The organism is Amycolatopsis sp. NPDC004378, from assembly GCF_053602455.1.
On record NZ_JBSGDR010000004.1, the window covers coordinates 91792 to 115644 of the forward strand.

Annotated in this window: 21 protein-coding genes; 10 read left to right on the top strand and 11 right to left on the bottom strand. The window is 71.8% G+C overall.

The window, feature by feature from the left end; translation table 11 throughout:
• Window positions 1-32: 32 nt before the first annotated feature.
• Together ACWEN0_RS15365 and ACWEN0_RS15370 are read right to left on the bottom strand one after the other, a co-directional pair.
• A complete protein-coding gene (locus ACWEN0_RS15365) occupies window positions 33-1388 on the bottom strand; it encodes a glutamine synthetase (RefSeq protein WP_451973462.1) in 1356 nt (451 codons plus the stop codon).
• 389 nt (window positions 1389-1777) lie between these two features.
• Window positions 1778-2581: an EamA family transporter gene (locus ACWEN0_RS15370; protein WP_451973464.1), complete on the bottom strand. Its 804-nt coding sequence runs from the start codon at window positions 2579-2581 to the stop codon at window positions 1778-1780.
• 342 nt (window positions 2582-2923) lie between these two features.
• Here ACWEN0_RS15370 and ACWEN0_RS15375 point away from each other — a divergent pair, with 342 nt between their 5' ends.
• A complete protein-coding gene (locus ACWEN0_RS15375) occupies window positions 2924-3103 on the top strand; it encodes a DUF7455 domain-containing protein (protein ID WP_451973466.1) in 180 nt (59 codons plus the stop codon).
• A 130-nt stretch (window positions 3104-3233) separates the two neighbouring features.
• Here ACWEN0_RS15375 and ACWEN0_RS15380 read toward each other — a convergent pair whose 3' ends face one another.
• From ACWEN0_RS15380 to ACWEN0_RS15400, 5 genes are all read right to left on the bottom strand, one after another.
• The gene (locus ACWEN0_RS15380; protein ID WP_451973468.1) at window positions 3234-4415 is read right to left on the bottom strand and encodes an ROK family protein; all 1182 of its coding nucleotides are present in this window, start codon (window positions 4413-4415) and stop codon (window positions 3234-3236) included.
• Window positions 4416-4426: 11 nt separating this feature from the next.
• Window positions 4427-5893: a sugar ABC transporter permease gene (locus ACWEN0_RS15385; protein ID WP_451973470.1), complete on the bottom strand. Its 1467-nt coding sequence runs from the start codon at window positions 5891-5893 to the stop codon at window positions 4427-4429.
• Window positions 5894-5913: 20 nt separating this feature from the next.
• A complete protein-coding gene (locus tag ACWEN0_RS15390; RefSeq protein ID WP_451973472.1) occupies window positions 5914-6687 on the bottom strand; it encodes an ATP-binding cassette domain-containing protein in 774 nt (257 codons plus the stop codon).
• 89 nt (window positions 6688-6776) lie between these two features.
• Window positions 6777-7916 (bottom strand): sugar ABC transporter substrate-binding protein, encoded by a 1140-nt coding sequence (locus ACWEN0_RS15395; RefSeq protein WP_451973474.1) that lies wholly within the window; start codon window positions 7914-7916, stop codon window positions 6777-6779.
• Between the two features lie 756 nt (window positions 7917-8672).
• The gene (locus ACWEN0_RS15400) at window positions 8673-10412 is read right to left on the bottom strand and encodes a DEAD/DEAH box helicase (protein ID WP_451973476.1); all 1740 of its coding nucleotides are present in this window, start codon (window positions 10410-10412) and stop codon (window positions 8673-8675) included.
• 250 nt (window positions 10413-10662) lie between these two features.
• Between ACWEN0_RS15400 and ACWEN0_RS15405 the strand changes: the two genes are divergently transcribed.
• Window positions 10663-11811: a YihY/virulence factor BrkB family protein gene (locus ACWEN0_RS15405; RefSeq protein WP_451974285.1), complete on the top strand. Its 1149-nt coding sequence runs from the start codon at window positions 10663-10665 to the stop codon at window positions 11809-11811.
• Between the two features lie 88 nt (window positions 11812-11899).
• Complete coding sequence (locus ACWEN0_RS15410) at window positions 11900-15040, top strand: efflux RND transporter permease subunit (RefSeq protein WP_451973478.1); 3141 nt, start codon at window positions 11900-11902, stop codon at window positions 15038-15040.
• Between the two features lie 169 nt (window positions 15041-15209).
• On the opposite strand, the gene ACWEN0_RS15415 is transcribed toward ACWEN0_RS15410, so the two are convergent.
• Together ACWEN0_RS15415 and ACWEN0_RS15420 are read right to left on the bottom strand one after the other, a co-directional pair.
• Window positions 15210-16046: a hypothetical protein gene (locus ACWEN0_RS15415; RefSeq protein WP_451973480.1), complete on the bottom strand. Its 837-nt coding sequence runs from the start codon at window positions 16044-16046 to the stop codon at window positions 15210-15212.
• 166 nt (window positions 16047-16212) lie between these two features.
• Window positions 16213-16455 carry a DUF3039 domain-containing protein gene (locus tag ACWEN0_RS15420; protein WP_163046767.1) on the bottom strand — a complete coding sequence of 81 codons (243 nt, stop codon included), beginning with the start codon at window positions 16453-16455 and terminating at the stop codon, window positions 16213-16215.
• A 67-nt stretch (window positions 16456-16522) separates the two neighbouring features.
• Here ACWEN0_RS15420 and ACWEN0_RS15425 point away from each other — a divergent pair, with 67 nt between their 5' ends.
• The 5 genes from ACWEN0_RS15425 (at window position 16523) to ACWEN0_RS15445 (ending at window position 20271) form a co-directional block, all read left to right on the top strand.
• Complete coding sequence (locus ACWEN0_RS15425; protein WP_451973482.1) at window positions 16523-17311, top strand: sporulation protein; 789 nt, start codon at window positions 16523-16525, stop codon at window positions 17309-17311.
• Window positions 17311-17802: a pyridoxamine 5'-phosphate oxidase family protein gene (locus ACWEN0_RS15430; RefSeq protein ID WP_451973484.1), complete on the top strand. Its 492-nt coding sequence runs from the start codon at window positions 17311-17313 to the stop codon at window positions 17800-17802. The genes ACWEN0_RS15425 and ACWEN0_RS15430 overlap by 1 nt, the downstream gene beginning before the upstream one ends.
• Window positions 17799-18410: an HD domain-containing protein gene (locus tag ACWEN0_RS15435; protein ID WP_451973486.1), complete on the top strand. Its 612-nt coding sequence runs from the start codon at window positions 17799-17801 to the stop codon at window positions 18408-18410. Before ACWEN0_RS15430 ends, ACWEN0_RS15435 begins: the two co-directional genes overlap by 4 nt.
• A 9-nt stretch (window positions 18411-18419) precedes the next feature.
• The gene (locus tag ACWEN0_RS15440) at window positions 18420-19325 is read left to right on the top strand and encodes a pseudouridine-5'-phosphate glycosidase (RefSeq protein ID WP_451973488.1); all 906 of its coding nucleotides are present in this window, start codon (window positions 18420-18422) and stop codon (window positions 19323-19325) included.
• A 73-nt stretch (window positions 19326-19398) separates the two neighbouring features.
• The gene (locus ACWEN0_RS15445) at window positions 19399-20271 is read left to right on the top strand and encodes a carbohydrate kinase family protein (RefSeq protein ID WP_451973490.1); all 873 of its coding nucleotides are present in this window, start codon (window positions 19399-19401) and stop codon (window positions 20269-20271) included.
• Here the strand turns inward: ACWEN0_RS15445 and ACWEN0_RS15450 are convergent.
• Together ACWEN0_RS15450 and ACWEN0_RS15455 are read right to left on the bottom strand one after the other, a co-directional pair.
• Window positions 20268-20603, bottom strand: a complete 336-nt coding sequence (locus ACWEN0_RS15450; protein WP_451974287.1) for a DUF3099 domain-containing protein — start codon at window positions 20601-20603, stop codon at window positions 20268-20270. The two genes, ACWEN0_RS15445 and ACWEN0_RS15450, sit on opposite strands and share 4 nt — an antisense overlap.
• Window positions 20604-20620: 17 nt before the next feature.
• A complete protein-coding gene (locus ACWEN0_RS15455; RefSeq protein WP_451973492.1) occupies window positions 20621-21886 on the bottom strand; it encodes an amidohydrolase in 1266 nt (421 codons plus the stop codon).
• Window positions 21887-21914: 28 nt separating this feature from the next.
• Here ACWEN0_RS15455 and ACWEN0_RS15460 point away from each other — a divergent pair, with 28 nt between their 5' ends.
• The gene (locus tag ACWEN0_RS15460) at window positions 21915-23417 is read left to right on the top strand and encodes a DUF7782 domain-containing protein (protein WP_451973494.1); all 1503 of its coding nucleotides are present in this window, start codon (window positions 21915-21917) and stop codon (window positions 23415-23417) included.
• Window positions 23414-23839: a D-aminoacyl-tRNA deacylase gene (gene dtd / locus ACWEN0_RS15465; RefSeq protein ID WP_451973496.1), complete on the top strand. Its 426-nt coding sequence runs from the start codon at window positions 23414-23416 to the stop codon at window positions 23837-23839. The genes ACWEN0_RS15460 and dtd overlap by 4 nt, the downstream gene beginning before the upstream one ends.
• Window positions 23840-23853 lie beyond the last annotated feature (14 nt).

Sequence of the window (23853 nt, forward strand, 5' to 3'; positions counted from 1 at the left end):
TCGCTGGTACGTCGGAACCATTCTCCCAGCTCTCAATAACGCCACAGGTGGGCGGCCACGATCTCGTCGGCCGCGCGCTCGGCGGCCCACGCCGCGTCGGACGCCCGGACCGCGCGGAAGGCCCCCAGCAGGTCGTCGCCGAGCACGCCGGCGATCCGCGGTGAGGCCACCAGCGCGGCGTCCTGCTCGGCGGTGTCCGCGGGCAGCCGGCGCACGCCGCGCGTCTCGCGTTCGCCTTCGGTCCAGCCACCCGGGTCCTCGGCGATCGGCTCGGGCAGCGCCGCGGGGTCCGCGAGACCGGCCATCCCGGCGGCCAGCACCACCGCGAGCGCCAGGTACGGGTTGGCCGAGGCGTCGGACGTCTTGAGCTCGACGTTCGCGTGGTCGGCGCCCAGCAGCGTCGAGCCGGGGACGTACCGCAGCGGCGCTTCGCGGTTTTCGACGCCCCAGAAGGCGTACGCGCCCGCGAAGTAGCCGGGGCGCAGCCGCAGCGTCGAGGGGACGCTCGGCGCGGTGATCGCGGTCAGCGCCGGCAGGTCGCGCAGGAGCCCGGCGAGGTAGCCGGCGCCGTCGTCGCCGGGCCGGCCGTCGTCGCCGTCGAGGAGGTTGCGGCCCTTGCGGCGGACGGAGGTGTGCAGGTGCCAGCCGTTGCCGGCGGCGTCGAGCCCGACGAGCGGCGCGAAGCTGACGACGAGGCCGTGCGCGTGCGCGGCGGCGTGGATGGTCTGGCGGGCCAGCAACTGGTCGTCGGCGGCGGAGACGGGATCGGTGGCGGCGAGCGACAGCTCGATCTGGGCGACGCCGTACTCGGCGTGCAGCTGCCCGATCCGCAGGCCGTTGGCGGCGAAGTCGTGCAGGAGGGCGGCGACGAACCCGTCGAGGCCGACGAGCGCGTGCGGGCTGTAGGCGGGCCCGGGGTGCCCGGGCGTGGCGACGACCCCGGCACTGCCCGCGGGCGCGACGGCGAACTCGAGCTCGTAGCCCGCCCGGAACTCCAGCCCCCGCCGCGCGCCTTCGGCGACCTGCCGCTCGAGGACGGCGCGCTGGCAGTACGGCCACGGTTCCCCGTCCCGGGTGAGCTGCCGCACGGGTGCCCAGGCGAGCGCGGGCTGCCCGGCGAGCCGCCGCAGCCGGTCGACGACGGGCACGAGCCGCACGTCCCCGGACGGCGTGGCGAGCCCGGCGTGCCCGTAGGTGATGGCGTCATGGCTGTCGAAGACGGCGAAGAGCGAAGTCGCCCCGACCCCCCGGGTGGCGGCCTCGGCAAGGCCGGCGATGGGCACGATGCGCGAGCGCGGAATGCCGTTGTTGTCCGCCCAGGCGAGGTGGACACCACCCACTCCGGCGGCCGCGAAGTCCTTCGCCGCCGCCGACGCCGCCTTGGTCATGGCCACCCGCTTCCCAGCCGCCCCGGGCCAGTATCCCGGTAGAGCGAGGTGAGAGCCATCACAAACCGGCGCGCGAGGTCCGGCCGCGGCGGCTCCGGAGCGAGCCGCGGCCGCCCGGCCCCGCACCACGCACGCCCCAACCCGGCGGCTCCGGTACCCCAGCCGCACCGCTCCCAGCCGCGCCCCACGTCCAGCCCAGCACCGCGGCTCCGGCACCCAGCCACCTCTCCCGACCACGCCCCACGTCCAGCCCAGCACCGCGGCTCCGGCACCCAGCCACCTCTCCCGACCACGCCCCACGCCCAGCGTGGTCCTCCCGAAGCCCGGCGCACGAGACGCGGCCCGGCGGCCCCGGCACCCAGCCCGCGCACCACGCGCCCCGGCACGGCTCAGCCCGGCGGCTCCGGCACCGGCCGCGCGGATCCCTCTCGGCTCCGCAACGCCACCCCGGCCACCACGGCGAACGTCCCCAGCGCCTCAACCACCGAAGGCACCTGCCCGAGCAGCACGAACCCCATCACCCCGGCCGTCACCGGCAGCAGCGCCAGCAACACCGCGAACCGCGCCTGCCCGAGCCGCCGCAGCACCACCTGGTCCAGCGCGTACGGGACCACCGTCGACAGCACCCCTACGCCCACCCCGAGCAGCAGCATGCGTGGCGAAGACCACACCTCGCCCGTTCCGAAGGCCAAGGGTGAGAGCACCACCGTCGCCGCCGCGAAGCCGATTGCCAGGCTGTCGATGCCGTCGCCGTCCGTGGCCACTCGCTTGCCCAGCAGGATGTAGCCCGCCCAGGCCGCCGCCGCGCCCAGGGCGAACAGGACCCCGAGGAACGCGCCGGACAGGCGGACGTCGGCGATCGCCACCACGCCGCACGCCACCAGGACCACCGCCAGCACGTCGCGCAGCGACCGGGAGCCGACCGCCGCCACCAGGACCGGGCCGGCGAACTCCAGCGCCACCACCGTGCCCAGCGGCAGGCGGGCGATCGCCTCGTAGAAGAGCACGTTCATGCCCGCCGTGACGACGCCGAACACGATCGCCAGCGCCAGCCGGCGGCCGCGCCAGGCGGCCCGGCCGGGGCGGCGCCAGGCCAGCAGGACCACCGCCGCGCCCAGGCAGCGCAGCCAGGCCACGCCCGCCGGCGTCGCGTGGCCGAAAAGGTCGACCGCGATCGCCGCTCCGGCGTACATGGAAATTCCGCTGAGAACGAACAAGAGCGGAGCGGGTACCGCGGAAACCCGTCGCGGCGAAGTCAGCGTGCTCACGATCCCATGGTGCCTGACCACGGAAAACGTAACTCTCCGGGTATTCGTCTCCTGCATTGCGGGATCCGGCTACGACATCCGGGGTAAATCGGCGTGACTCAGGTCCCACCGGCGCGGGAACACTTGCGGGCCGCGAAACGTCTGCAAGAGTGGAAGCACGAACACCGCGGAGCCGGGAGCGATCGTAGCCCCCGGCATCAGTCCCGAAGTGGGCGTAGCTGGATCGATGGCACCGGGCGACCGGTGCCGGGACGGAGGGAGACCCCCATGACATCGCCGACGCTCACCCGCCCCGAACTGACCGCCGCCGACCGCTGTGACCGGTGCGGAGCTGCAGCTCAGGTACGAGCCATCCTCTCGGGAGGTGGCGAACTGCTCTTCTGCGGGCACCACGCCCGTGAGCACGAGGCCAAGCTCAAGGAAATGTCCGCCGACATCCAGCGGTAACCACCCAGACGCGAAAGGCGGCCGGTGCGCACAGGCGCCGGCCGCCTTTCTGCATCTTGCAAAACGCGTGCCGGATATCACGGTACGGCCGCGAAAGACAGTGATTCCGGACACGAAACCGGACAGGAAATCAGACAGAATCCAGCACGACTTCGAACGCCACTTCCGCGGCCCCCAGCAGCTTCACGTCGGCCCCCAGCGCGGAGCTGACGATCCGGGTGCCGCCGACCGCCCGGCTCACCAGGCTGCGGCGGCGGACCTCGGCCCCGACGTGCCGCAGCACCGCCTCCGGCAGCACGGTCAGCAGGTCGCCGAGGATCACCAGCTGCGGCCCGAGCAGGTTGACGACGTTGATCAGCCCCAGCGTCAGCCACTCGGCGAACTCCGCGAGCCGGGACAGCGCCGCTTCCGGGTCGCGACCCAGCTCGCGCAGCTCGAACAGGATCGCCCCGCGCGGGGTGTCTTCCGGCAGCTCGAGTGCCCGGCACAACGCCCGTTCGCCGACCTCGGTCTCCCAGCAGCCGCTGCTGCCGCAGTAGCAGGGCCGGCCGTCCGGGCGGATCACCATGTGCCCGATCTCGCCGACGTAGCCCGCGCCGCCGCGCAGCGCGGACCCCTCGGCGATGACACCGCCGCCGACCCCGACGTCCGCCGAGATGTAGACCACGTCGGACGCGCCGCGGGCCGCCCCGCGCAGGTGCTCGGCCACGGCGCCGAACTCGGCGTCGTTGCCCACCAGGATCGGGATCTGCAGCACCCCGCCTAGCCGCTCGCCGAGCGCGACGTCGGTCCAGCGCAGGTTCGGGGCCTCGTGCACGTGCCCGTCGGCCCGCCGGACGACGCCCGGCACCGACACCCCGGCCGCCACCGGGGTCACGTCGAGGTCGCCGGCCAGGATGGTCGTCGACTCGATGACGTGCGTGATGACCTCGTCGGGCTGGCCCATCCGGCCGCGCAGGTTCCAGCTGTTGCGGCCCAGGATCTGGCCGCCCAGCCCGACCAGGGCGATCGCGACGTGCTCGACCTGCAGGTCGACCGCGAGCACGACCGCCGCGTGCGGCTGGGGCAGGACCAGGAGCGAGGGGCGGCCCGCCCCTCGTCCCGGCCTCGGCACCTTCTCCTCGACGACACCGGCTTCGGCGAGCCCGTCGACGAGGGTCTTGATCGTGCTCCGGTTGAGCCCCAGCTCGGAAGCCAGGGTCGCCCGGGTGCTCGGCCCGCCGACGTGCAGCAGGCGGAGCAGGGTCGTGCGGTTGTGCCGGCGCACCTCGTCAGGTCGTGCAACGGGTGAACTGGACACGGGCTTGATCATTCCATGCTGGTTCAGCGCGACGACGCAGCCGCGCGGCGCCGGGACAGCGCGTCGACCGTGGCGGCGAGCAGCAGGACCAGACCGGTGACGATGTTGACCACCGCGGCCGGCTGCTTGAGCAGGCCCAGGCCGTTGATGACCACGGCGATCACCAGGCCACCGACGACCGCGTCGGCCACCCGGCCCTTGCCGCCGAACAGCGACGTACCGCCGATGACGGCCGCACCGACCGAGTACAGCAGCGTGTTGAGGCCACCGGACTGCGGGCTGACCGAGCCGACCTTCGACGCGGCGACGATGCCGCCGATGGCCGCGACCGCCGAGCCGATGACGAACACGCTCGCCCGGATCTTCGGCACGTCGATACCGGCGCGGCGGGCGGCTTCCTTGTTGCCGCCGACCGCGTACACGTACCGGCCGTACTTGGTCCGGTTGAGCACGTAGGTGCCGGCCACCAGCAGCACCAGCATGATCGGGATGACGTACGGGACGCCCTCGATCGTGACGACCGACTTGTTCGGCGAGCGGTTGACCGTCAGCAGCCAGGTGCCCAGCGCCGACAGCACGACGAGCGCGCCGACCTTGATCATCACCAGCGCGGTCGGCTGGACGACCAGGCCGCGCTGGAGCCGCCGGAAGTGGCTGAGCAGCGTGATCACCGCGAACCCGCCCGCGGCGACGAGGAAGAAGATCCAGCTGCCGAGGACGTTCAGGTTGCCGTTGGCGATCTTGTAGAGGATGTCGGAGTTGGTGATGCCGATCGTGCCGCCCTCACCGATGAACTGCAGCAGGACGCCCTGCCAGACGATGAACAGCGCCAGCGTCACGACGAAGGACGGCATGCCGATCTTCGACACCAGGAAGCCGGTGATGCAGCCGATCGCGGTGCCGACGCAGATGGCCAGCAGGATCTCCAGCCAGGCGTTGGCCGGGACGCCGATCGCGACGATCAGCAGGCCGACCAGCGACAGCGCGGCGCCGGCCCAGATCCGCTGGTAGGCCGACAGCAGCATGGCCGCGGCGAGGACCGCGATGAACGTGATGAACACGCCGGACCCCATGGAGCCCAGCAGGTTGCCCGCGTGGACGTAGTGCAGGGCCATCACGGACGCGGCGGTGCCGGAGGCCACACCGGCGGCCAGGTCGATCTCGCCGAGCAGCAGGACGAAGACGATGCCCATCGCGATGATGATCACGCCCGCGCCCTGCGGGAACACGTTGGCGATGTTGGCCAGCGTGAAGAAGTTGTCCGACAGCGCGCTGAACAGCAGGACCAGCACGAGGAGGCCGAACAGCGACGGCAGCGAACCGAGCTCGCCGGCCCGCAGGCGGGCGAAGTAGTCGCGGATCGCTTCGCCGGTTGACATCGATGTCGTGTCGATGCCGAAGTCGGTGATCGCCGCGGTGGGGTTGTGGGTCTGCGCAAGCGCTTCCGCGGCCGGCGTGCCGACCTCGTTCTTCGCAGGGGTCTCAGTCATTTCCGGTTCTTTCTTCCCGCTCACAGGACCACGGCTTCGGGCCGGGCCAGGCCGAGGTCACCGGAGCGACCGGCGGTGATCAGCTCCACGACCTGGCCGTGGGTGACGTCCTTCGTGTGCACCTCGGAGACGAGCCGGCCGAGGTAGAGCACGGCGATGCGGTCGGCGACCTCGAACACGTCGGCCATGTTGTGGCTGATCAGCACGACCCCCAGGCCCTGCTCGGCCAGCCGGCGGACGAGGTCGAGGACCTGCCGGGTCTGCGCGACGCCGAGGGCCGCGGTCGGCTCGTCCAGCACGACGACCTTGCTGTTCCACAGCACCGACTTCGCGATCGCGACGGTCTGGCGCTGACCACCGGACAGCGAGGAGACGGGCGTGCGGACCGACTTGACGGTCCGGACCGACAGGGAGGCCAGCGTCTCGCGGGCGGCCTTTTCCATGCTGGCCTCGTCCAGCTTCCACGCGCTGCCGCGCTCGCGGCCGAGGAACATGTTCTGGACGATGTCGAGGTTGTCGGCGAGCGCGAGGTCCTGGTAGACGACCTCGATGCCGAGCTCGGCCGCGTCCTTCGGACCGCGGATGTGGGCGTCCTGCCCGTTGAACCGCACGGCCCCCGAGTCGTACGGGTGGATGCCGGCGATGCACTTGACGAGGGTCGACTTGCCGGCGCCGTTGTCGCCGACCAGTGCGGTCACTTCGCCCGCACGCACGTCGAAGTCCACGTCGTGGAGGACGTGGACGGGGCCGAAGCTCTTGTTCAGGCCCTTGATCTCGAGAATGGGCTCACTCATGGATGGCTTTTCTCCTGGGTGGGGACCGGGCCGGGACGCGCCGTCGGGGTGCGCGTCCCGGCCCGGCTGTTCTGGGTGGTGCGGACGGCTCAGGAGATGCCGAGCGAGCTGCACTTGGCGGCGAGGTCGCCACCGCAGATCTCGGTCGCCTTCACGTAACCCTGGGTCACCACGGTCTTGACGTCCTTCGCCAGGATCGTCGTCGGGGTCAGCAGCACGGACTTGATGTCGCGGTTGTTCTTCGGGTCGTGCAGCTTGCCCGTCGCGATGGCGTCGGCACCCGCGGTGTCACCCTTGGCCAGGGCGGCAGCCAGCTTGGCGGTGGCCTCGGCCTCTTCCTTGATCGGCTTGAAGACCGTCATGTACTGGTCGCCGCGCATGACCGCCATCAGGCCGTCGGCGGTCGCGTCCTGGCCGGTGACCGGGACCTTCCCGTTGAGGCCGTTCTTCTTGAGGATGGTGATGACCGCGCCGGCCAGGCCGTCGTTCGCCGCGACGACGCCGTCGACCTTGCCGCCGTTGGCGGTGAAGATCTGCTCGAACGTCGTGCCGCCGAGCTGGTTGTCCCAGTCGTTGATCGGCTGCTTCTGGATCCGCTTGAGCGTGCCCGCCGAGGCCAGCGGGTCGAGGACGGAGTCCTGGCCCTTGGTGAACAGCGTGGCGTTGTTGTCGGTCGGGGCGCCCTCGATCTGGACGAAACCCGCGCCCGGCTTGCTCTTCAGCGCGTCGGCCATGGCCTGGCCCTGCAGCTGGCCGACCTTCTCGTTGTCGAACGAGACGTAGTAGTCGGCGGACCCGCCGAGGCTCGGGCGGTCGTAGTCGATGACCGGGATGCCCGCGGTCTTCGCCTTGGCCTCGACCGCGGCACCGACGGCCGGGTCACCGGGGGCGATGACCAGGACCTTGACGCCGGAGCTGATGAAGCCGTCGGCCAGGGTGGAGAACTTCTGGTTGTCGCCCTGGGCGTTCTGGACGTCGACCTCGAAGCCCTGGGCCGTCAGCGCGGCCGTCAGCATCGGCTTGTCGAAGGCTTCCCAGCGCGCGGAGGTGGCGGTCTCCGGGAGGATGACGCCGACCTTGCCGTTGGCACCGCCACCGGCGGCCGGCGCGGACGAGGAGGCGGAGTTGCTCCCCGAGCCCCCGCTGTTCGAACTGTTGGCACCGCAAGCGGTCAGCACCAGGCCGGTGCTCACCGTGACGGCGAGGAGGGTAAGGGTTCTGCTGCGCATCCTCGTTCCTTCCGGATCCAAGCATTGGTGACGAGTGGGCCGTCGACGTCGTCTCGGGCCCTGCGGGACGGTGATCCGGAGGGTCCCGGCGCACCGACGCGCATATGTTGTGGGCGACAACATATGCCGCTGAGCGGCTGCGGGGAAGATAGCTGGATCGATTAAATGACACCAATTGGACACGGTTCGGCAACACGGGCTGAACGTCGCCCGGAAAGAGTAGATCCGCTGACGATGTGATCGCCAGCACTTACGGTGTGTTACATCCAGGTTTCTTGACGAGCCGAAGCTACTCCGACCCGGTAGCGCGCGGCCACCATCCGCACCTCGGTGGCGAACCCACGAAAGACGCGCCCGATTGGTCGCCCACTTGCGGACTTGCGGCGCAAGGGTGCCCGCTCCGCCACGCGGCCGGGGACGCCCGGGCACTCGGCGAGGTGACCGGCGCGGACGGAGCGTCACCGGCGGGTTTCGCGCATGGTGAGAACGGATTGTGACGGCGGAAGTTCAGCCGCCCGGGCGACAGGAAGGGCTCGGCGGCCCGCCTCTCGGGTGCCCGGCCCGCCGCGGACGCGGGCTCACGGTGCCGCGTGGCCGAACCCGCCGGTCCGCCTCGACGCGAGCCGAGCTTGGCGTTCCGCACCTCGGCGCCAGGCTCGCCGGGCACGCGGGCTCAGTTCGGCTTGGCGGCGCGTCCCAGGAGGAACCGGCCGCCTCCCGGGCCAGCAGGTCACCCTGCCCCGGGAGCAACCAGCCTCACCAGGACCGCAGGGTCACGATCCGTTCCTCGAGCTGCTCGACGGTCGCCATCGCGGTCGGGGGCCCGCCACACACGCGGCGCAGCTCGTTGTGGATCGCGCCGTGGGGCTTCTTCGTGCGGTGGTGGTACATGCCCACCAGCGCGTTCAGCTCCTTGCGCAACGCCCCGAGCCGCTCGCTCACCGATGCCGGACGGGCCGCCGCCGGGGGCGGGGCTTCCTCCTTGGCCGGCTTGCGGCGCTTCTCGTCCGCGATCTGCTCTTCCTGCCGCTTCCGCAGCAGGGCGCGGACCTGGTCCGGCTCCAGCAGGCCCGGCAGGCCGAGGTACTCCTGCTCCTCGTCCGAGCCCGAGAAGACCGCCGTGCCGAAGGAGTTGCCGTCGTAGATGACCTGGTCCAGCTCGGCCGAGGCACCCAACGAGGTGAACGCCTTCTCCTCCTCGCCCGGCTCGTCCTCGGTGCGGTTGGCCTGGGCGAGGAGCTCGTCCTCCCAGCCCTCCTGCTCGCGGTGCGGCTTGCCCAGCACGTGGTCCCGCTGCGCTTCCAGCTCGCTCGCGAGCTCCAGCAGCACCGGCACCGACGGCAGGAACACGCTCGCCGTCTCGCCCTTCTTGCGCGCTCGCACGTAGCGGCCGATCGCCTGGGCGAAGAACAGCGGGGTCGACGCGCTCGTCGCGTACACGCCCACCGCCAGCCTCGGCACGTCGACGCCTTCCGAGACCATGCGGACCGCGACGATCCAGCGCTCGTTCGTCTCGGAGAACTCCTTGATCCGGCCCGACGCCTTCGGGTCGTCCGAGAGCACCAGGGTCGGCATCTCGCCCGAGATGCGCTCCAGGATCTTCGCGTACGCGCGCGCCGACTCCTGGTCGGTCGCGATGACCAGGCCGCCGGCGTCCGGGACGTGCTGGCGGACCTGCGACAACCGCGTGTCCGCCGCCTGCAGCACCGCCGGGATCCACTCGCCCGCCGGGTCGAGGGCCGTGCGCCACGCGCGGGCGTTCTGCTCCGCCGTCAGCGGCTCGCCGAGGCGCGCGGTGAACTCCTCCCCCGCGCTCGTGCGCCAGGACGCCTCGCCCGAGTACGCCAGGAAGACCACCGGCCGGACCACGCCGTCGGCCAGCGCGTCCGCGTAGCCGTACGAGTGGTCGGCCTTGCTGCGCTGGAAGCCGCCCGCGTCCGGCTCGTACGTGACGAACGGGATGGCCGAGTCGTCGGACCGGAACGGCGTCCCGGTCAGCGACAGGCGCCGCACCGCCGGGGTGAACGCCTCGCGGATCGCGTCACCCCAGGACTTCGCGTCGCCGCCGTGGTGGATCTCGTCGAGGATCACCAGCGTCTTGCGGTTCTCGGTGCGCACGCGGTGCAGCGTCGGGTGCGCCGCGACCTGCGCGTACGTCAGCGCGACGCCGTTGTAGTCCGACGACGTCACGCCCGTGGTGTTGCGGAAGTTCGAGTCGATCTGGATCCCGGCCGCGGCCGCCGACGCGGCCCACTGGTGCTTCAGGTGCTCGGTCGGGGTGACGATGGTGACCGCCTCGATCGTGCGGTCGCTCAGCAGCTCCGCGGCGATCCGCAGGCCGAACACCGTCTTGCCGGCGCCGGGCGTCGCCACCGCGAGGAAGTCCTTCGGCTTCCGCGTCAGGTACTTCGTGAGCGCCCGCCGCTGCCACGCCCGCAGCGGGCGCGCGGTCGAGTCCTGCTCCGCGGGAGGCGCGCCGAGCTGCGTCTCCGTCATCCCCGGTCCTCCCCCTCGCTCAAGCGCTGTGACGTGGCCTTTGACGTCGAAAAACCCTCACCGTGACGTTGAAAAACCCTCACTGTGGTACCGACTTCGGCGTCGGCGACTGCGGTGAGGGCACTGGAGCGAGTCTACCGGCCGGGTCCGACAGTTCCGGGCACCGGCACGGGTGATGTCACCCGACACGCCCGGCCGCAGGGGTGGTGACGAGCCAAATCAGCACGGATGGACCATGCTGGAACCCGTCATGGGTGAGGTGCAGCCGTCCGCAGCGACGAAGGTGGCCCGCAGGGGGCCGTGGCGCCTCTTCACGCGCACGCTCGCCAAGGCCTGGGACGGCAACATCTTCTCCGAGGCCGCCGAAGCGGCCTTCTGGCAGACGCTCTCGCTGCCGCCCCTGCTGCTGGGGCTGCTCGGCAGCCTGGGCTTCGTCGGCGAGTGGTTCGGCCAGGACGTCGTCGCGGCCGCGCACGACAAGATCATCGGCTTCTGCCGGACGGTGTTCAGCCAGAACGCCGTCCACGACATCATCGAGCCGACGGTCAACAGCATCCTGACCGTCGGCAAGGGCGAGATCGTCTCGGTCGGCTTCCTGATCTCGCTGTGGGCCGGCTCGTCGGCGATGTCGTCGTTCGTCGACGCCATCACCGTCGCCCACGACCAGTACGGCGTCCGCAACGACGTCTGGCAGCGGATCTTCGCCCTGTTGCTCTACCTGGCCGGGCTGGTCGTCCTGGTGGTCGGGCTGCCGCTGCTGGCGATCGGCCCGGACCTGCTGCCGGAGTTCTTCCCGGCGGACTGGCGCCCGACCGTGACGTCGTGGGTGAGCGCCCTGTACTTCCCGACCCTCGGAGCGATGATCACCCTCGCGCTGACCACGCTGTACAAGCTCGCCCTGCCGCGGAAGCTGCCGTGGCACCGCGGGCTGCCTGGCGCGGTGCTCGCCATGGTCGTGTTCCTGCTCTCCTCGGTCGGCCTGCGCATCTACCTGAACTGGATCACCAAGACCGGCTACACCTACGGCGCGCTGGCCGCCCCGATCGCGTTCCTGCTCCTGATGTTCTTCATCGGGCTGGCCGTGGTCGGCGGCGCCTACTTCAACAGCGCGATCCAGGAGCTGTGGCCGGCCAAGGCGACCCGGCGGCAGCGGCGCAAGTGGCGGCGGCTGGAGATGGAACGCGCGTCCGAGCGGCTGCGCACCGAAGAGGGCCGCAAGCTCTGGGAGCGCACCACGACGCCGGTGCGGCGCCCGCGAGCCGAGGACGTCTCCCCCAACGGCGACGGCGAACCGTCCGATGAGGACGAACCGTCACGCAGCGCGCCGGAACCGGCACCCAGCGCGGCTCAGGGTCGTGAGTCCTCCCCGGGGACGACCGGAAATCAACCCGCAGACTGAGTCGGTCCTCAGGTCGGGCATGGCACGCTTCTCCCGTCACTGACGTCGGCGTCGGTCGCCGCGTCACTCCCGAGGGGGTTCCCAAGTCATGTCCGTGCTGGCCAGATTGAGCCTGCGCAACCGAAGTCTGATCGGCCTGCTCGCGCTCGTCGTCGTCGGCTTCGGCGCCTTCGCGCTGCCGCAGATCAAGCAGCAGCTGTTCCCGTCCCTGCAGTTCCCGCAGGCCCAGATCGTCACGGCGTACGCGGGGGCGTCGCCGGACGCGGTCGACAAGCAGGTCAGCGAGCCCCTCGAGGGCGCCCTGCAGGGGCTCAAGGGCCTCGAGGACGTCACCTCGACGTCGTCCGACGGCGTGTCGCGCGTGGTGACGCAGTTCGCGTTCGGCACCGACCTCGACGCCGCCGTGCAGCAGATCCAGCAGGTCGTGAACCAGGTCCGGCCGCGGCTGCCGCAGAACTCCGAGCCGTCGGTGTCCGCGGGCAGCACCGACGACCTGCCGGTCGTGCTGGTCGCGGCGGGCACCAGCGGGGACCCGCAGCAGCTCGCGCCCGCGCTGACCGACCAGGTCGCGCCGGAGCTGCGGAAGATCGACGGCGTCCGCACGGTGACCGTCACCGGCGTGCAGCAGCCGCGCGTCACCATCGCGCTCGACTACGCGAAGCTGGCCGCCGCGGGCGTCGACCCGGCGTCGATCGCGACCACGCTGCAGACGGCGGGGGCCGCGGTGCCCGCCGGGACGTTGACCGAAGGCGACAAGACGCTGTCCGTCCAAGTCGGCGGCGGGCAGACCACTGTGGACTCGATCCGCAACCTGTACCTCACGCCGAGCGCGGCCGGAGCGGCGCGCGGGCCCGCCCGCGCCCCGGTGAAGCTGGGTGACGTCGCCGACGTCCAGACCGGCTTCGCGCCGCCGACGTCGATCACGCGCACCAACGGCAAGCCGAGCCTCGGCCTGTCGATCACCATGGTGGACAACGGGAACGCCGTCGCGATCTCCGACGCCGTGCGCGGCAAGCTGCCGGACCTGGCGAAGAAGACCGGCGCCGAGATGAGCGTCGTGTTCGACCAGGGCACGCCGGTCAAGGACGCGATCAGCGGCCTGACCACGGAAGGCCTGCTGGGCCTGGCGTTCGCCGTGGTCGTCATCCTGCTGTTCCTGCTGTCGGTGCGCTCGACGCTGGTGACGGCGGTGTCGATCCCGCTGTCGGTGGTGGTCGCGCTGCTGGCGCTGTGGACCGGCGACCTGTCGCTCAACCTGCTCACCCTGGGCGCGCTGACGATCGCGATCGGCCGGGTGGTCGACGACTCGATCGTCGTGCTGGAAAACATCAAACGGCACCTGGGGTACGGCGAAGAGAAGCAGCGGGCGGTGCTCGACGGCGTCCGCGAGGTGGCCGGCGCGGTGACGTCGTCCACGCTGACGACCGTCGCGGTGTTCCTGCCGATCGCGTTCGTCGGCGGGTTCGTCGGCGAGCTGTTCTCGCCGTTCGCGATCACCGTCACGGTGGCGCTGCTGGCTTCGCTGCTCGTCTCGCTGACCGTGGTTCCGGTGCTGGCGTACTGGTTCCTGAAGCAGCCGAAGGTGCCCACCGACGCCGTCGAGGCCGAGCGGGCGCGCGAAGCGGCCGTCGAGAAGGAGCGCCGCAGCTTCCTGCAGCGGGCGTACCTGCCGGTGATCCGGTTCGCGACGAAGCGGCGGCTGACCGTCGTGCTGCTGGCGCTGCTGATCTTCGCCGGCACGGTGGGGCTCGCGACGCGGCTCAACACCAACTTCCTCGACCAGTCCGGCGGCACCACGCTGAACATGACGCAGAAGCTGCCCGCGGGCACGAGCGTCGAGGCGAAGGAGAAGGCCGCGACGGCGGTCGAGCAGGCGCTGGCGGCCGAGCCCGCGGTGCAGACGTACCAGGTGAGCATCGGCGGCGGGGGCACGTTCGGCTTCGGGGGCGGGACGAACACCAGCATCTCGGTCACCGTCGCGAAGGACACCGACCTCGACGCGCTGTCGGACCGGCTGCGCTCGAAGCTGACGTCCCGGCCCGAGCTGGGCGAGATCAAGATCGGCGCGGACGCGTCCGGCTTCAACTCCGACCAGGTCTCGGTGACGGTGACCGCGCCGTCGGAGGCCGCGCTCAAGCCGGCGTCCGACCAGGTCGTGGCGGCGCTGGGCGGGGTGTCCGGGCTGACCGAGGTGTCGAGCGACCTGAGCGTCGGCTCGCCGCGGGTGCAGGTCGAGGTGGACGACGCCGCGGCCGCCGCGCACGGGCTGTCGGCGAGCACCATCGGCCAGGTCGCCAACCAGGCGATCGCCGGGCGCACGGTGACGCAGCTGCCGGTCGACGGCCAGCGCACGGACATCGTGCTGCGGGCCGGCTCCGCGCCGGCGACGGTCGACCAGGTGAAGGGCCTGCAGATCCCGGGTCCCACCGGCGTCGTCCGGCTCGACGAGGTCGCGAAGGTGTCCACTGTGGACGGCCCGGCGTCGGTGCACCGCACCGGCGGCGACCTGAGCACCACGGTGACCGCCAAGAACACCGGCGACAACCTGAGCAAGACGACCGCGGACATCAAGTCCAAACTGGACGGTCTGACGTTCACCGGCGGCGCGTCGTACTCGCTCGGCGGGGTGAGCCAGGACCAGCAGGAGGCGTTCTCGAACCTGTTCCTGGCGCTGCTGGCGGCGATCGCGATCGTGTTCCTGATCATGGTGGCGACGTTCCGCAGCCTGGTCCAGCCGCTGATCCTGCTGGTGTCGATCCCGTTCGCGGCGACCGGCGCGATCGGGCTACTGCTGGCGACGGGCACCGCGCTCGGCCTGCCGGCACTGATCGGCATGCTGATGCTCGTCGGCATCGTGGTGACGAACGCGATCGTGCTGATCGACCTGGTCAACCAGTACCGGGCGGAGGGGATGAGCGTCGCGGACGCCGTCACCGAGGGCGGCCGGCGCCGGCTGCGCCCGATCCTGATGACCGCGGCGGCGACGATCTTCGCGCTCATCCCGATGGCGCTGGGCATCACCGGCCAGGGCGGCTTCATCGGCCAGCCCCTGGCGATCGTGGTGATCGGCGGCCTGGTCAGCTCGACGCTGCTGACCCTGGTGCTGGTCCCGACCCTCTACACGATGGTCGAGACCCGCAAGGAACGCCGTCGAGTTCGCCGCGAAGCGAAGCGGAACCCGGCGAAGGCCCCGGAGTCGGAGTCCCTGGACCCCACCCCGGCCGCCTGACCGCAGCACGAAGGCCCGCCCCTTTCCCGGGAAAGTGGCGGGCCTTCGGCGTGTCCGGCGTGCTCAGAACGCCGACACGCGCGATCCGAGGGTCGACACGACGAGGTCACCGCGGTTTCGGCGTGTCGTCGCCCCGATCACGAGAGCCGACCCTTCCGTCACGCGCGTGTCACTGCTTGAAGCGGTAAGTCATGCTGTCGAAGACGATGCAGATGCTCGGCGACATGACGATCACGCGCAGCGTGTTGTCCCGCTCGTCGAAGTCGATGCCCTCGACTTCGAAGTTGCCGCTGCAGCCGCTGCGCAGCGGCAGCTGGCCCAGCGACGTCACGTGCCCGGCGACGTCCGACCCGGTCAGCGGGCCGGCGAGGTCCACCTGCAGCAGCGGCTTGGTGGTGCCGAAGAGGCTGCCGTCCGGGTCGTCGGACGCGCAGAGCAGGCGGGTCGCCGTCTGGAAGTCGCAGCCCTGGACGTCGCGGACCTGGTGGTCCAGCCGGATCGTGCCGGCCAGCGGCAGGTTGGCCGACGGGTCCGTGGCCGCCACGCCGGGCATCGGGTGGACCAGGAGGCGGTCCATGGTGCCCCACTCCCCCGCCACCAGCCAGCGGGCGTCGGGCGAGACCGCGGCGAAGGAGTTGTTGTTCGCTTCCCACGACTCGAGGTTGTGCTTGTAGTCGGCCCACGAGCCGTCCGGCGCCTGGACGCGGAAGAGCTTCGCGCCGCGGTCGTCGCGCTGGTAGGGCTCGACGTACCAGCCCTGGGCCGAGCCGGGGTCGCCGACGTGGTTCCAGCCCTGGGAGTTCAGGTCCGCCGGGATCGTGGCGACCCCGGTGTAGCGGATGGTGGTGCCGGACGGCCGGACGATGGTGGCGAGGCCCTGGCTCTCGTCGAGGGCTCTGGCGTGGTCCGAACCGACCTCCGTCCAGCCCGTGACAGCCTCCGCGGGGGTGACCACGACGGCGGTCAGCAGGGCGGCGACGGCGAGGACGATCCCGGTTCTGCGCATGTGCGACTCCGGTGGGTGAGGGAACCTGGCTGATTGGATCTACCAGGCGTCCCGCACCGGGCGCACCCGACTAATGAATGGTTTTCACGTTTGTTCGGGGATCTGTGCGCTTCCTGACACGCCGAAGACCCGGCGGGGTCACCCGCCGGGGTCGGTGCTCAGGACGTCACTCGCCGGGGCGCAGCCCGTCGAAGATCTCCTTGCAGGCCGGGCAGACCGGCGACCCGGGCTTCGGCGACTTGGTCACCGGGAAGACCTCGCCGCACAGCGCCACCACGTGGTTTCCCATGACCGCGCTCTCGGCGATCTTGTTCTTCTTCACGTAGTGGAACATCTTCGGCGAGTCGTCGTCGGTGGTGTCCGTGCCCTCGGGCGTGGTTTCCGGCTTCGTCAGCGTCTCGGTGCTCACCCGGCCATTGTGCCCGAGTCCCGTCGAACCTCGTGCGAAAGCCCCTCGACCTGGCAGGATCTGCGGCATGTTCCAGAAGGTGCTCGCGACGTTCGGCTCGGGCGGGGCCAAGATCGACGCCCGCCTGCTCGACCGGGCCGCCACCCCCGGCCGCCCGCTGCACGGCGAGGTGCTGCTGGCCGGCGGCGAGGTCGACCAGGAGATCAAGGGGCTCGCCGTCACGCTCCTGGCCCGCGTCCAGGTCCCCGGCACCGACAAGACCGAAGACCTCCCCTTCGGCACCCAGCAGCTCGCCGGCCGCGAGACGATCCGCGCGGGCCAGCAGGTCCGGGTGCCGTTCGAGGTGCCGCTGCCCTGGGAGACGCCCGTGACCAGCGTCTACGCCAAACCGCTGACCGGCATGGCCGTCGGCGTGCGGGCCGAGCTCGACCTGGCCGCCGCGGTGTCGGACCCGTTCGACGCCGACGCCGTCGCCATCGAGCCGCTCCCGGCGCAGAAGCGGGTCCTCGACGCGCTGAGCCGGATCGGCTTCACCTTCCGCGAGGCGATCCTCGAGCAGGGCCGGATCAACGGCGCCCCGCAGCAGCTGCCGTTCTTCCAGGAGATCCGCTTCGCGCCTTCGCCCCGCTTCGCGAGCATCTTCTCCCAGGTCGCGGTGACGTTCCTGACGTCGTCGGACCGCACGGACGTCGTGCTCGAGGTGACCAAGCGCGTGCGGGTGAGCAAGACGGGCGGCTTCGGCGGCCGCGGCCAGGACTTCCTCGGGATGTTCACGATGAAGCCGGACGTGAACTGGGAGAAGCAGCTCGAAGACTGGCTGCACGAGGTGGCCCGGCCGCGCGGCATCTTCGACTGATGGACGCGCCCCGCGCCGAACGCCCGCACATGCCCGGCTACGGGATCACGGCCGGTCGCGCCGGGTTGCTGCCCTGGTCGTGGGCGGACGAGCGGCTCCGGGCGTCGCACGACTTCTGGCTGGCGACCGTCACGCCGGCGGGGCGCCCGCACCTGATGCCGGTCTGGGCGGTGTGGACCGGCGAGGTGCTGTGGTTCTCGTCGTCGCTGCGGTCGGTGAAGGCCCGGAACATCGCCGCGGGCTCTTCGGTCTCGATCGCCACCGAGGACCCGTACGAGCCCGTCGTCGTCGAAGGGACCGCCGAGATCGTCACCGACCCGGACGCGCTGCGCGGCTTCCTCGACGCGATGAACGCGAAGTACGCGACCACCTACGACGTCGGCTTCCTCGACCCGGCGGTCAACGCGTCGCTGCGACTGCGCCCGGAGAAGGCGTTCGGCCTGCGGGAAAAGGACTTCACCGGCACGCCGACGCGCTGGACGTTCCCGTGAAGTGGGCCGACGCGGTCACCGCGCTGGGCGGCGCGCCCCGGGCGGGCCTCGAAGCCCGCTACGCCGAGCCCCACCGCCGCTACCACACCCTGGACCACGCGGCGGCCGTCGCGCGGGACTCCGCCTGGCTGGCCGCGGACCTCGGCGACGCCGACCGCGCGATCGTCGCCGTCGCCGCCTGGGCGCACGACGTCGTGTACGACGCGAAGCCCGGCGAAGACGAACGCGCCAGCGCCGCCTGGGCTCGCGACGCACTGGACGGCGTCGCCGAAACCCACGTCAAGCGCGTCGAAGGCCTGATCCTCGCCACGATCAAGCACGACGCCCCCGCGGACGACCGCCTCGCCACCGCGCTCCTCGACGCCGACCTCGCGATCCTCGGCGCGTCCGAGGATCGCTACGCGACGTACGCCAAGGCCGTGCGCGAGGAGTACGCGAAGTACCCCGACGACGTGTGGCGCGAAGGCCGCATCGCCGTCCTCGAAGGCATGCTGACCCGGACGCTCTACCGCAGCGAAGCCGCGCGGACACGCTGGGCGAGCACCGCGGAAAAGAACCTGACCGCCGAGCTGACCCACTGGCGGCGCGAGCGGGACGATCACCGATGATGGTCCCTCGTGACCACCCCACTCCACCTGCACGAAGAGATCGCCTCGGCGCTGCGTGACGGGCACCCCGTCGTCGCGCTGGAGAGCACCATCCTGTCCCACGGCCTGCCGCCGGGCCGCAACCTCGACGTCGCCCGCCGCCTCGAGCGCGTCGTGCGCGACGGCGGTGCCGTCCCGGCCACCCTCGCGGTGCTCGACGGCCGCGTCGTCGTCGGCCTCTCCCCCGCCGAGCTCGAGCGCGTCTGCGCGCCGGACGCCGGGCTGGACAAGCTGTCGCTGCGCGACCTGGGCCCGGCCGTCGGCCTCGGCCGCTCGGGCGCGACGACCGTGGCGAGCACGTCGGCGCTGGCCGCCGCCGCGGGGATCGGGATGTTCGCCACCGGCGGGCTCGGCGGGGTGCACGTCGGCGCGGCGCAGAGCTGGGACGTCAGCGCGGACCTCGGCGTGCTGGCGAAGGTGCCGACCGTGGTCGTCTGCTCCGGTGTGAAGTCGGTGCTCGACATCCCGGCGACCCTCGAGGTGCTGGAGACGAACTCGGTGCCGGTGCTGGGCTACCGCACCGACGACTTCCCGGCGTTCTACCTGCGCTCGTCCGGGCACGCCGTCGGCTGGCGGGTCGACGACCCGAAGCAGGCCGCCGCGGTGGTCGCCGCGCACCGCGCGTACGCGGATTCCGGTGTCCTGCTGGCGAACCCGATCCCCGAAGCGTCCGAAATGGACAGGGCACTGCACGACCGGCTGCTCGCCGAGGGCCTCGCCCTGGTGGCGGAGCAGGGCGTGCACGGCGCCGACGTGACGCCGGTCCTGCTGGAGCACTTCCACACGGCGAGCGACGGCGTGAGCATCGACGCGAACGAGGCTCTGGTGCTGAACAACGCGAAGCTGGCTGCCGAAGTGGCGGTGGCGTTGGCATGAGTGAGCCTGCGAACGAATCATCCAACACAGCGCTCGCCGGTCAGGCCGCGCCGAGCGTCAGCGAGGTCGGCGCATGAACGGGATCGTGGTGGTCGGGGACGCGGCCCTGGACGTGATCGCCCGGCACGACAAGCCGTTGCCGCACGGCGGTGACGCCCGGGCGAAGATCCGGTTCACCGGCGGCGGCTCGGGTGCGAACACCGCGCTGTGGCTGCGTTCGCTCGGCGCGGAGACGACGCTGGTCGCGCGGATCGGCGACGACCCGGGCGGCCGGCTGATCCGGGCGGAGCTGGAGGCGGCGGGCGTGCGCTGCGCGTTCGCGGTCGACGCCGAGGCGCCGACGTGCTGCGTCGTGGTGATGGTCGACGCCTCCGGGCAGCGCAGCATGCTCGCCGACCGCGGCGCGAACCAGCGCTTCTCGCCCGAAGACGTCACCCCGGAAGCCCTGTCCGGCGCGCGCCACCTGCACCTGTCCGGGTACGTCCTGCTCGACCCGCCGTCGCGGGCGGCCGGGCTGGCCGCGCTGGCCGTGGCTCGCGAGCTGGGGTTGACGACGTCGGTCGACCCGCAGGCCGCGGCGCACATCACCGACCCGGCCGCGTTCCTCGACGACGTCCGCGGGACCGACCTGCTGATGCCGAACACCGAGGAGCTGGTGGCCCTGACCGGCTCCGCGGACCCGGCGTCGGCCAAGGAACTGCTCGGCACGGTCGGCGCGGTGGTCGTGACGGCCGGTCTGGAGGGCGCCAGCTGGGTCGATCAGGGCGGCGTGACGAGCGTGCCCGCCGTCGAGGCGGAGTGCCTCGACTCGACCGGCGCGGGGGACGCGTTCGACGCCGGCGTGCTCACCGGCTGGCTGGCCGGGGAGTCCACTGTGGACGTTCTGCGGCACGGCACCCGGCTGGGCGCGCTGGCCGTCGGGAAGGTGGGCCCGCAGCCCGGCTAACCGTCGATGACGTGGTGGTTGCCGCCTTCGATCGCCTTCGCCTCGCGCTGGTACCGCGAGACGTTCTCGGACTTGCGGGGCGGGCGGTCGTTGGCGATCAGCACCGCGATCCACGGCAGCGGCACCGAGATCGCGAGGAAACCCAGCGCCAGCCACCAGGTGTGGTAGGTCAGCCCGGCGAGGATCAGGCACGGGATCCGGCAGGCCATCATGATCACGTACTTGCGCTTGCGGGCGGCGAACTGCTCTTCGTACGACGGGGCCGCCCCGGTGATCAGCACCGGGTCCGAGTCCTTGGCGGGCGTGGTCACTGCACCACCTCCGCCGTCCATCGTCCCACCGGCACGGCTCACGCGTCACCTGGGTGAGCGAATCGGCTCACCGCGGCGGCGACCAGGGTTTCGATGCCGGTGCGCAGGGTCGGGTGCAGGATCGGGGCGAAGCGCGGCGAGTGGTTGGACGGGATGTCGCGCTCGAACCGGCCTTCGGTCATCGCCGTGATGACCGTCTCCGGGTCGAAGCCGCCGACCAGCCAGAACACCGACGGGACGCCGGCGGCGCGGCCGAACTCGCTGAAGTCCTCGCTGCCGGTGACCAGCGGGGCCGGCAGCACGACGTCGGCGCCGAAGTGGCCGCGGAAGACCTCGGTGAGCGCGTCGTTCGCCGCTTCGTCGTTCTCCGTGACCGGGTAGGCGCACGAGCGGACGATCTCCGGCGGCTTCGGCGCGCCGGCCGTGGCCGCTTCGCCGTTCACGATCCGCTCGACCGCGGCCAGCACGCGTTCGCGGACGGCCTGGTCGAAGGACCGGATGTTGACCTCGAGCACGGCGTCGTCGGCGATCACGTTGCTCGCCGTGCCGACGTGCAGGGAGCCGACGGTGACCACGGCCGAGTCGGTCGCGGCGATCTCGCGCGAGACGATCGTCTGCAGCTTGAGCACCACCGACGCGGCCAGCACGGCCGGGTCGACCGTCGTCTCCGGGCGCGAGCCGTGCCCGCCGCGGCCGTGGAGGGTGATGCGCAGCGTGTCGGTCGCGGCCATGATCACGCCGGGCCGGGTGAGCACCCAGCCGGCCGGGCCGGGCACCAGGTGCTGGCCGAACACGACGTCCGGTTTGCCCGCGACGTCGAACAGCCCGTCCCGGACCATCCGCGCCGCGCCGCCCGCGCTCTCCTCGCCGGGCTGGAACACCACGAGCAGCGTCCCGGACCAGGTGTCGCGCCCCTTCGCGAGCAGCGCGGCCGCGCCGGAGAGCCACGTGGCGTGCATGTCGTGCCCGCAGGCGTGCATCACCGGGACGTCGTTCCCCTGGGCGTCCGTGCCGCGGGCGGTGCTGGCGTAGGACAGCCCGGTCTTCTCCTCGACCGGCAGCGCGTCGATGTCGGCGCGCAGCTGCACCACCGGGCCCTCGCCGTTGCGCAGCACGCCCAGCACCCCGGTGCCGGCGATGCCGGTGTGCACCTCGTAGCCGTCCTGCTCGAGCCGCCGGGCCAGCTCGGCGGCCGTCCGCGTTTCGGCGAACGACAGCTCGGGGTGGCGGTGCAGGTCGATGTACAGCGCTTCGAGCTCGGGCAGCGCCGCGTCGAGCGGGGCGAGGACGTCGTCAAGGGTCACAGGGGCCATCGTGGCAGCATTACCCACCGTGAGCACGCGAAGCGTACTGCCCGACCTGTCCGAAGACGTCTGCGCGCGGCTGCGCGAGGCCTTCCGGCGCACCTCCTACGACGCCGACGGCGTGGTGGCCGCCCTCGGCGGGGCCGCGCACGCGGCGCTCGGCCGCGGTGAGCCGGTGCCCGCCGAGCGCGCGAGCCGGGACGCGGGCGACCTCGGCACGCTGATCCGGCTGTTCCTGCTCGGCGGGACCGAGCCGGAGACGGCGGTCAAGGCCGCCTTCGCGCCCCTTTCCCCCGAGGACGCCGTTGCCGCGGGAGTGCTCTCGGAGGTCCCGGACGGCTACCGCGCGGCGCTCGACATCCGGCCGCACGGCGACGACGAGGGTTCCTGGTGGGTCGTGTCCGACCTCGACGCCGACGTGCTGGGCCGGACCGTGCCCGAAGACCACGTGCTCGGCGTCGGGCACGCGTCGCTGTCGCTGATCCGCGCGACCAGCCGCCGGCCCGTGGGCACCCTGCTCGACCTGGGCACCGGCAACGGCGTCCAGGCGCTGCACGCGACCCGGCACGCCCAGCGCGTGACCGCGACCGACGTCTCGGAACGGGCGCTCGCGCTGGCCGCGGCGACGTTCCGGCTGAACGAGCTCGACGTCGAGCTGGTGCGCGGAGAGTGGTTCGGCCCGGTCGCGCGCCGGAAGTTCGACCAGGTCGTCTGCAACCCGCCGTTCGTGGTCGGCCCGGCCCGGGTGGACTACACCTACCGCGACTCCGGCCTGGCCGGCGACGACGCGAGCGCGCTGGTCGTGCGGCAGCTGCCGGGGTTCCTCAACGACGGCGGCGTCGGCCAGCTGCTGGCCTCCTGGCTGCACACCGGCACCGAGGACTGGGCCGACCGGGTGAGCCGCTGGCTGCCCGCCGAGACCGACGCCTGGTTCGTCCAGCGCGACGTCGCCGACCCTGCGCTCTACGTCGGCACCTGGCTGCGTGACGCGGGTCTCGACCCGCGCTCGCCGGAGGGCCGGGCGAAGGCGGCGGCGTGGCTCGACTGGTTCGCGGCGAACGACGTCCGGGGCATCGGCTTCGGCTTCGTCACCCTCCGCCGGGCCGCCGGGCGGACCCCGACGGTGGTGTGCGAAGACCTGCGCCAGGCCTACGACGACCCGCTGGGCCCGGAGGCGGCGAACTGGCTCGACCGCGTCGAATGGCTGCGCGAATCCGGCGATTCCCTCCTGGATGTCCGTTTTGTGGTGCCGGACACGGTTCTGCTGGAAAGCGTCGAGGAACCCGGCGACGAAGGCTGGACCACGCAGATCCGGCGGCTGCACCGCACCGACGGGCCGGGCTGGCAGCACGAGGTCGACGACCTCGCCGCGCGCCTGCTCGCGGGGTGTCGTGGCGCACTGCCGCTGGAGGACCTGATCGAGCTCCTCGCGTTCTCCCAAGGGCTCGATGCCGCGGAGCTGGCCGCCACCGCGCTGCCCGTCGTCCGCGAGCTCGTCCGGCACGGCATGCTCGTCCCGGCGGGCCGGTGAGGGCCGTCGCGGCCCGCGTCACCCGGGCGGACGTCACCGTCGCGGGTGAGGTCGTCGGGGCGATCGACGAGCCGGGTTTGCTTGTGCTGCTGGGAATCCACGCGGACGACGACGCGGCGAAGGCCGTGACGATGGCGCGCAAATTGCACGAGCTGCGCGTGCTGCGTGACGAGGAATCATGCGCCACGGCGAATGCGCCACTGCTCGTGGTGAGCCAGTTCACCCTCTACGGAGACACGAAGAAAGGGCGCCGGCCGTCGTGGACGCAGGCCGCCCGGCCGGAGCTCGCCGAGCCGTTGGTGGACGCCGTCGTGGCCGAGCTGCGCGGCCGCGGCGCCACCGTCGCGACGGGCCGTTTCGGGGCGATGATGGCGGTCTCGAGCGTCAACGACGGTCCGTTCACCGTTCTCGTAGAGGTCTAGACCACCGCGTCCCG

Bases quoted from the DNA above. Each gene is read 5' to 3' on its own strand.
- ACWEN0_RS15365 (WP_451973462.1), bottom strand. From the start codon at position 1,388: ATGACCAAGGCGGCGTCGGCGGCGGCGAAGGACTTCGCGGCCGCCGGA.
- ACWEN0_RS15370 (WP_451973464.1), bottom strand. From the start codon at position 2,581: ATGTACGCCGGAGCGGCGATCGCGGTCGACCTTTTCGGCCACGCGACG.
- ACWEN0_RS15375 (WP_451973466.1), top strand. From the start codon at position 2,924: ATGACATCGCCGACGCTCACCCGCCCCGAACTGACCGCCGCCGACCGC.
- ACWEN0_RS15380 (WP_451973468.1), bottom strand. From the start codon at position 4,415: ATGATCAAGCCCGTGTCCAGTTCACCCGTTGCACGACCTGACGAGGTG.
- ACWEN0_RS15385 (WP_451973470.1), bottom strand. From the start codon at position 5,893: ATGACTGAGACCCCTGCGAAGAACGAGGTCGGCACGCCGGCCGCGGAA.
- ACWEN0_RS15390 (WP_451973472.1), bottom strand. From the start codon at position 6,687: ATGAGTGAGCCCATTCTCGAGATCAAGGGCCTGAACAAGAGCTTCGGC.
- ACWEN0_RS15395 (WP_451973474.1), bottom strand. From the start codon at position 7,916: ATGCGCAGCAGAACCCTTACCCTCCTCGCCGTCACGGTGAGCACCGGC.
- ACWEN0_RS15400 (WP_451973476.1), bottom strand. From the start codon at position 10,412: ATGACGGAGACGCAGCTCGGCGCGCCTCCCGCGGAGCAGGACTCGACC.
- ACWEN0_RS15405 (WP_451974285.1), top strand. From the start codon at position 10,663: ATGGGTGAGGTGCAGCCGTCCGCAGCGACGAAGGTGGCCCGCAGGGGG.
- ACWEN0_RS15410 (WP_451973478.1), top strand. From the start codon at position 11,900: ATGTCCGTGCTGGCCAGATTGAGCCTGCGCAACCGAAGTCTGATCGGC.
- ACWEN0_RS15415 (WP_451973480.1), bottom strand. From the start codon at position 16,046: ATGCGCAGAACCGGGATCGTCCTCGCCGTCGCCGCCCTGCTGACCGCC.
- ACWEN0_RS15425 (WP_451973482.1), top strand. From the start codon at position 16,523: ATGTTCCAGAAGGTGCTCGCGACGTTCGGCTCGGGCGGGGCCAAGATC.
- ACWEN0_RS15430 (WP_451973484.1), top strand. From the start codon at position 17,311: ATGGACGCGCCCCGCGCCGAACGCCCGCACATGCCCGGCTACGGGATC.
- ACWEN0_RS15445 (WP_451973490.1), top strand. From the start codon at position 19,399: ATGAACGGGATCGTGGTGGTCGGGGACGCGGCCCTGGACGTGATCGCC.
- ACWEN0_RS15450 (WP_451974287.1), bottom strand. From the start codon at position 20,603: ATGGACGGCGGAGGTGGTGCAGTGACCACGCCCGCCAAGGACTCGGAC.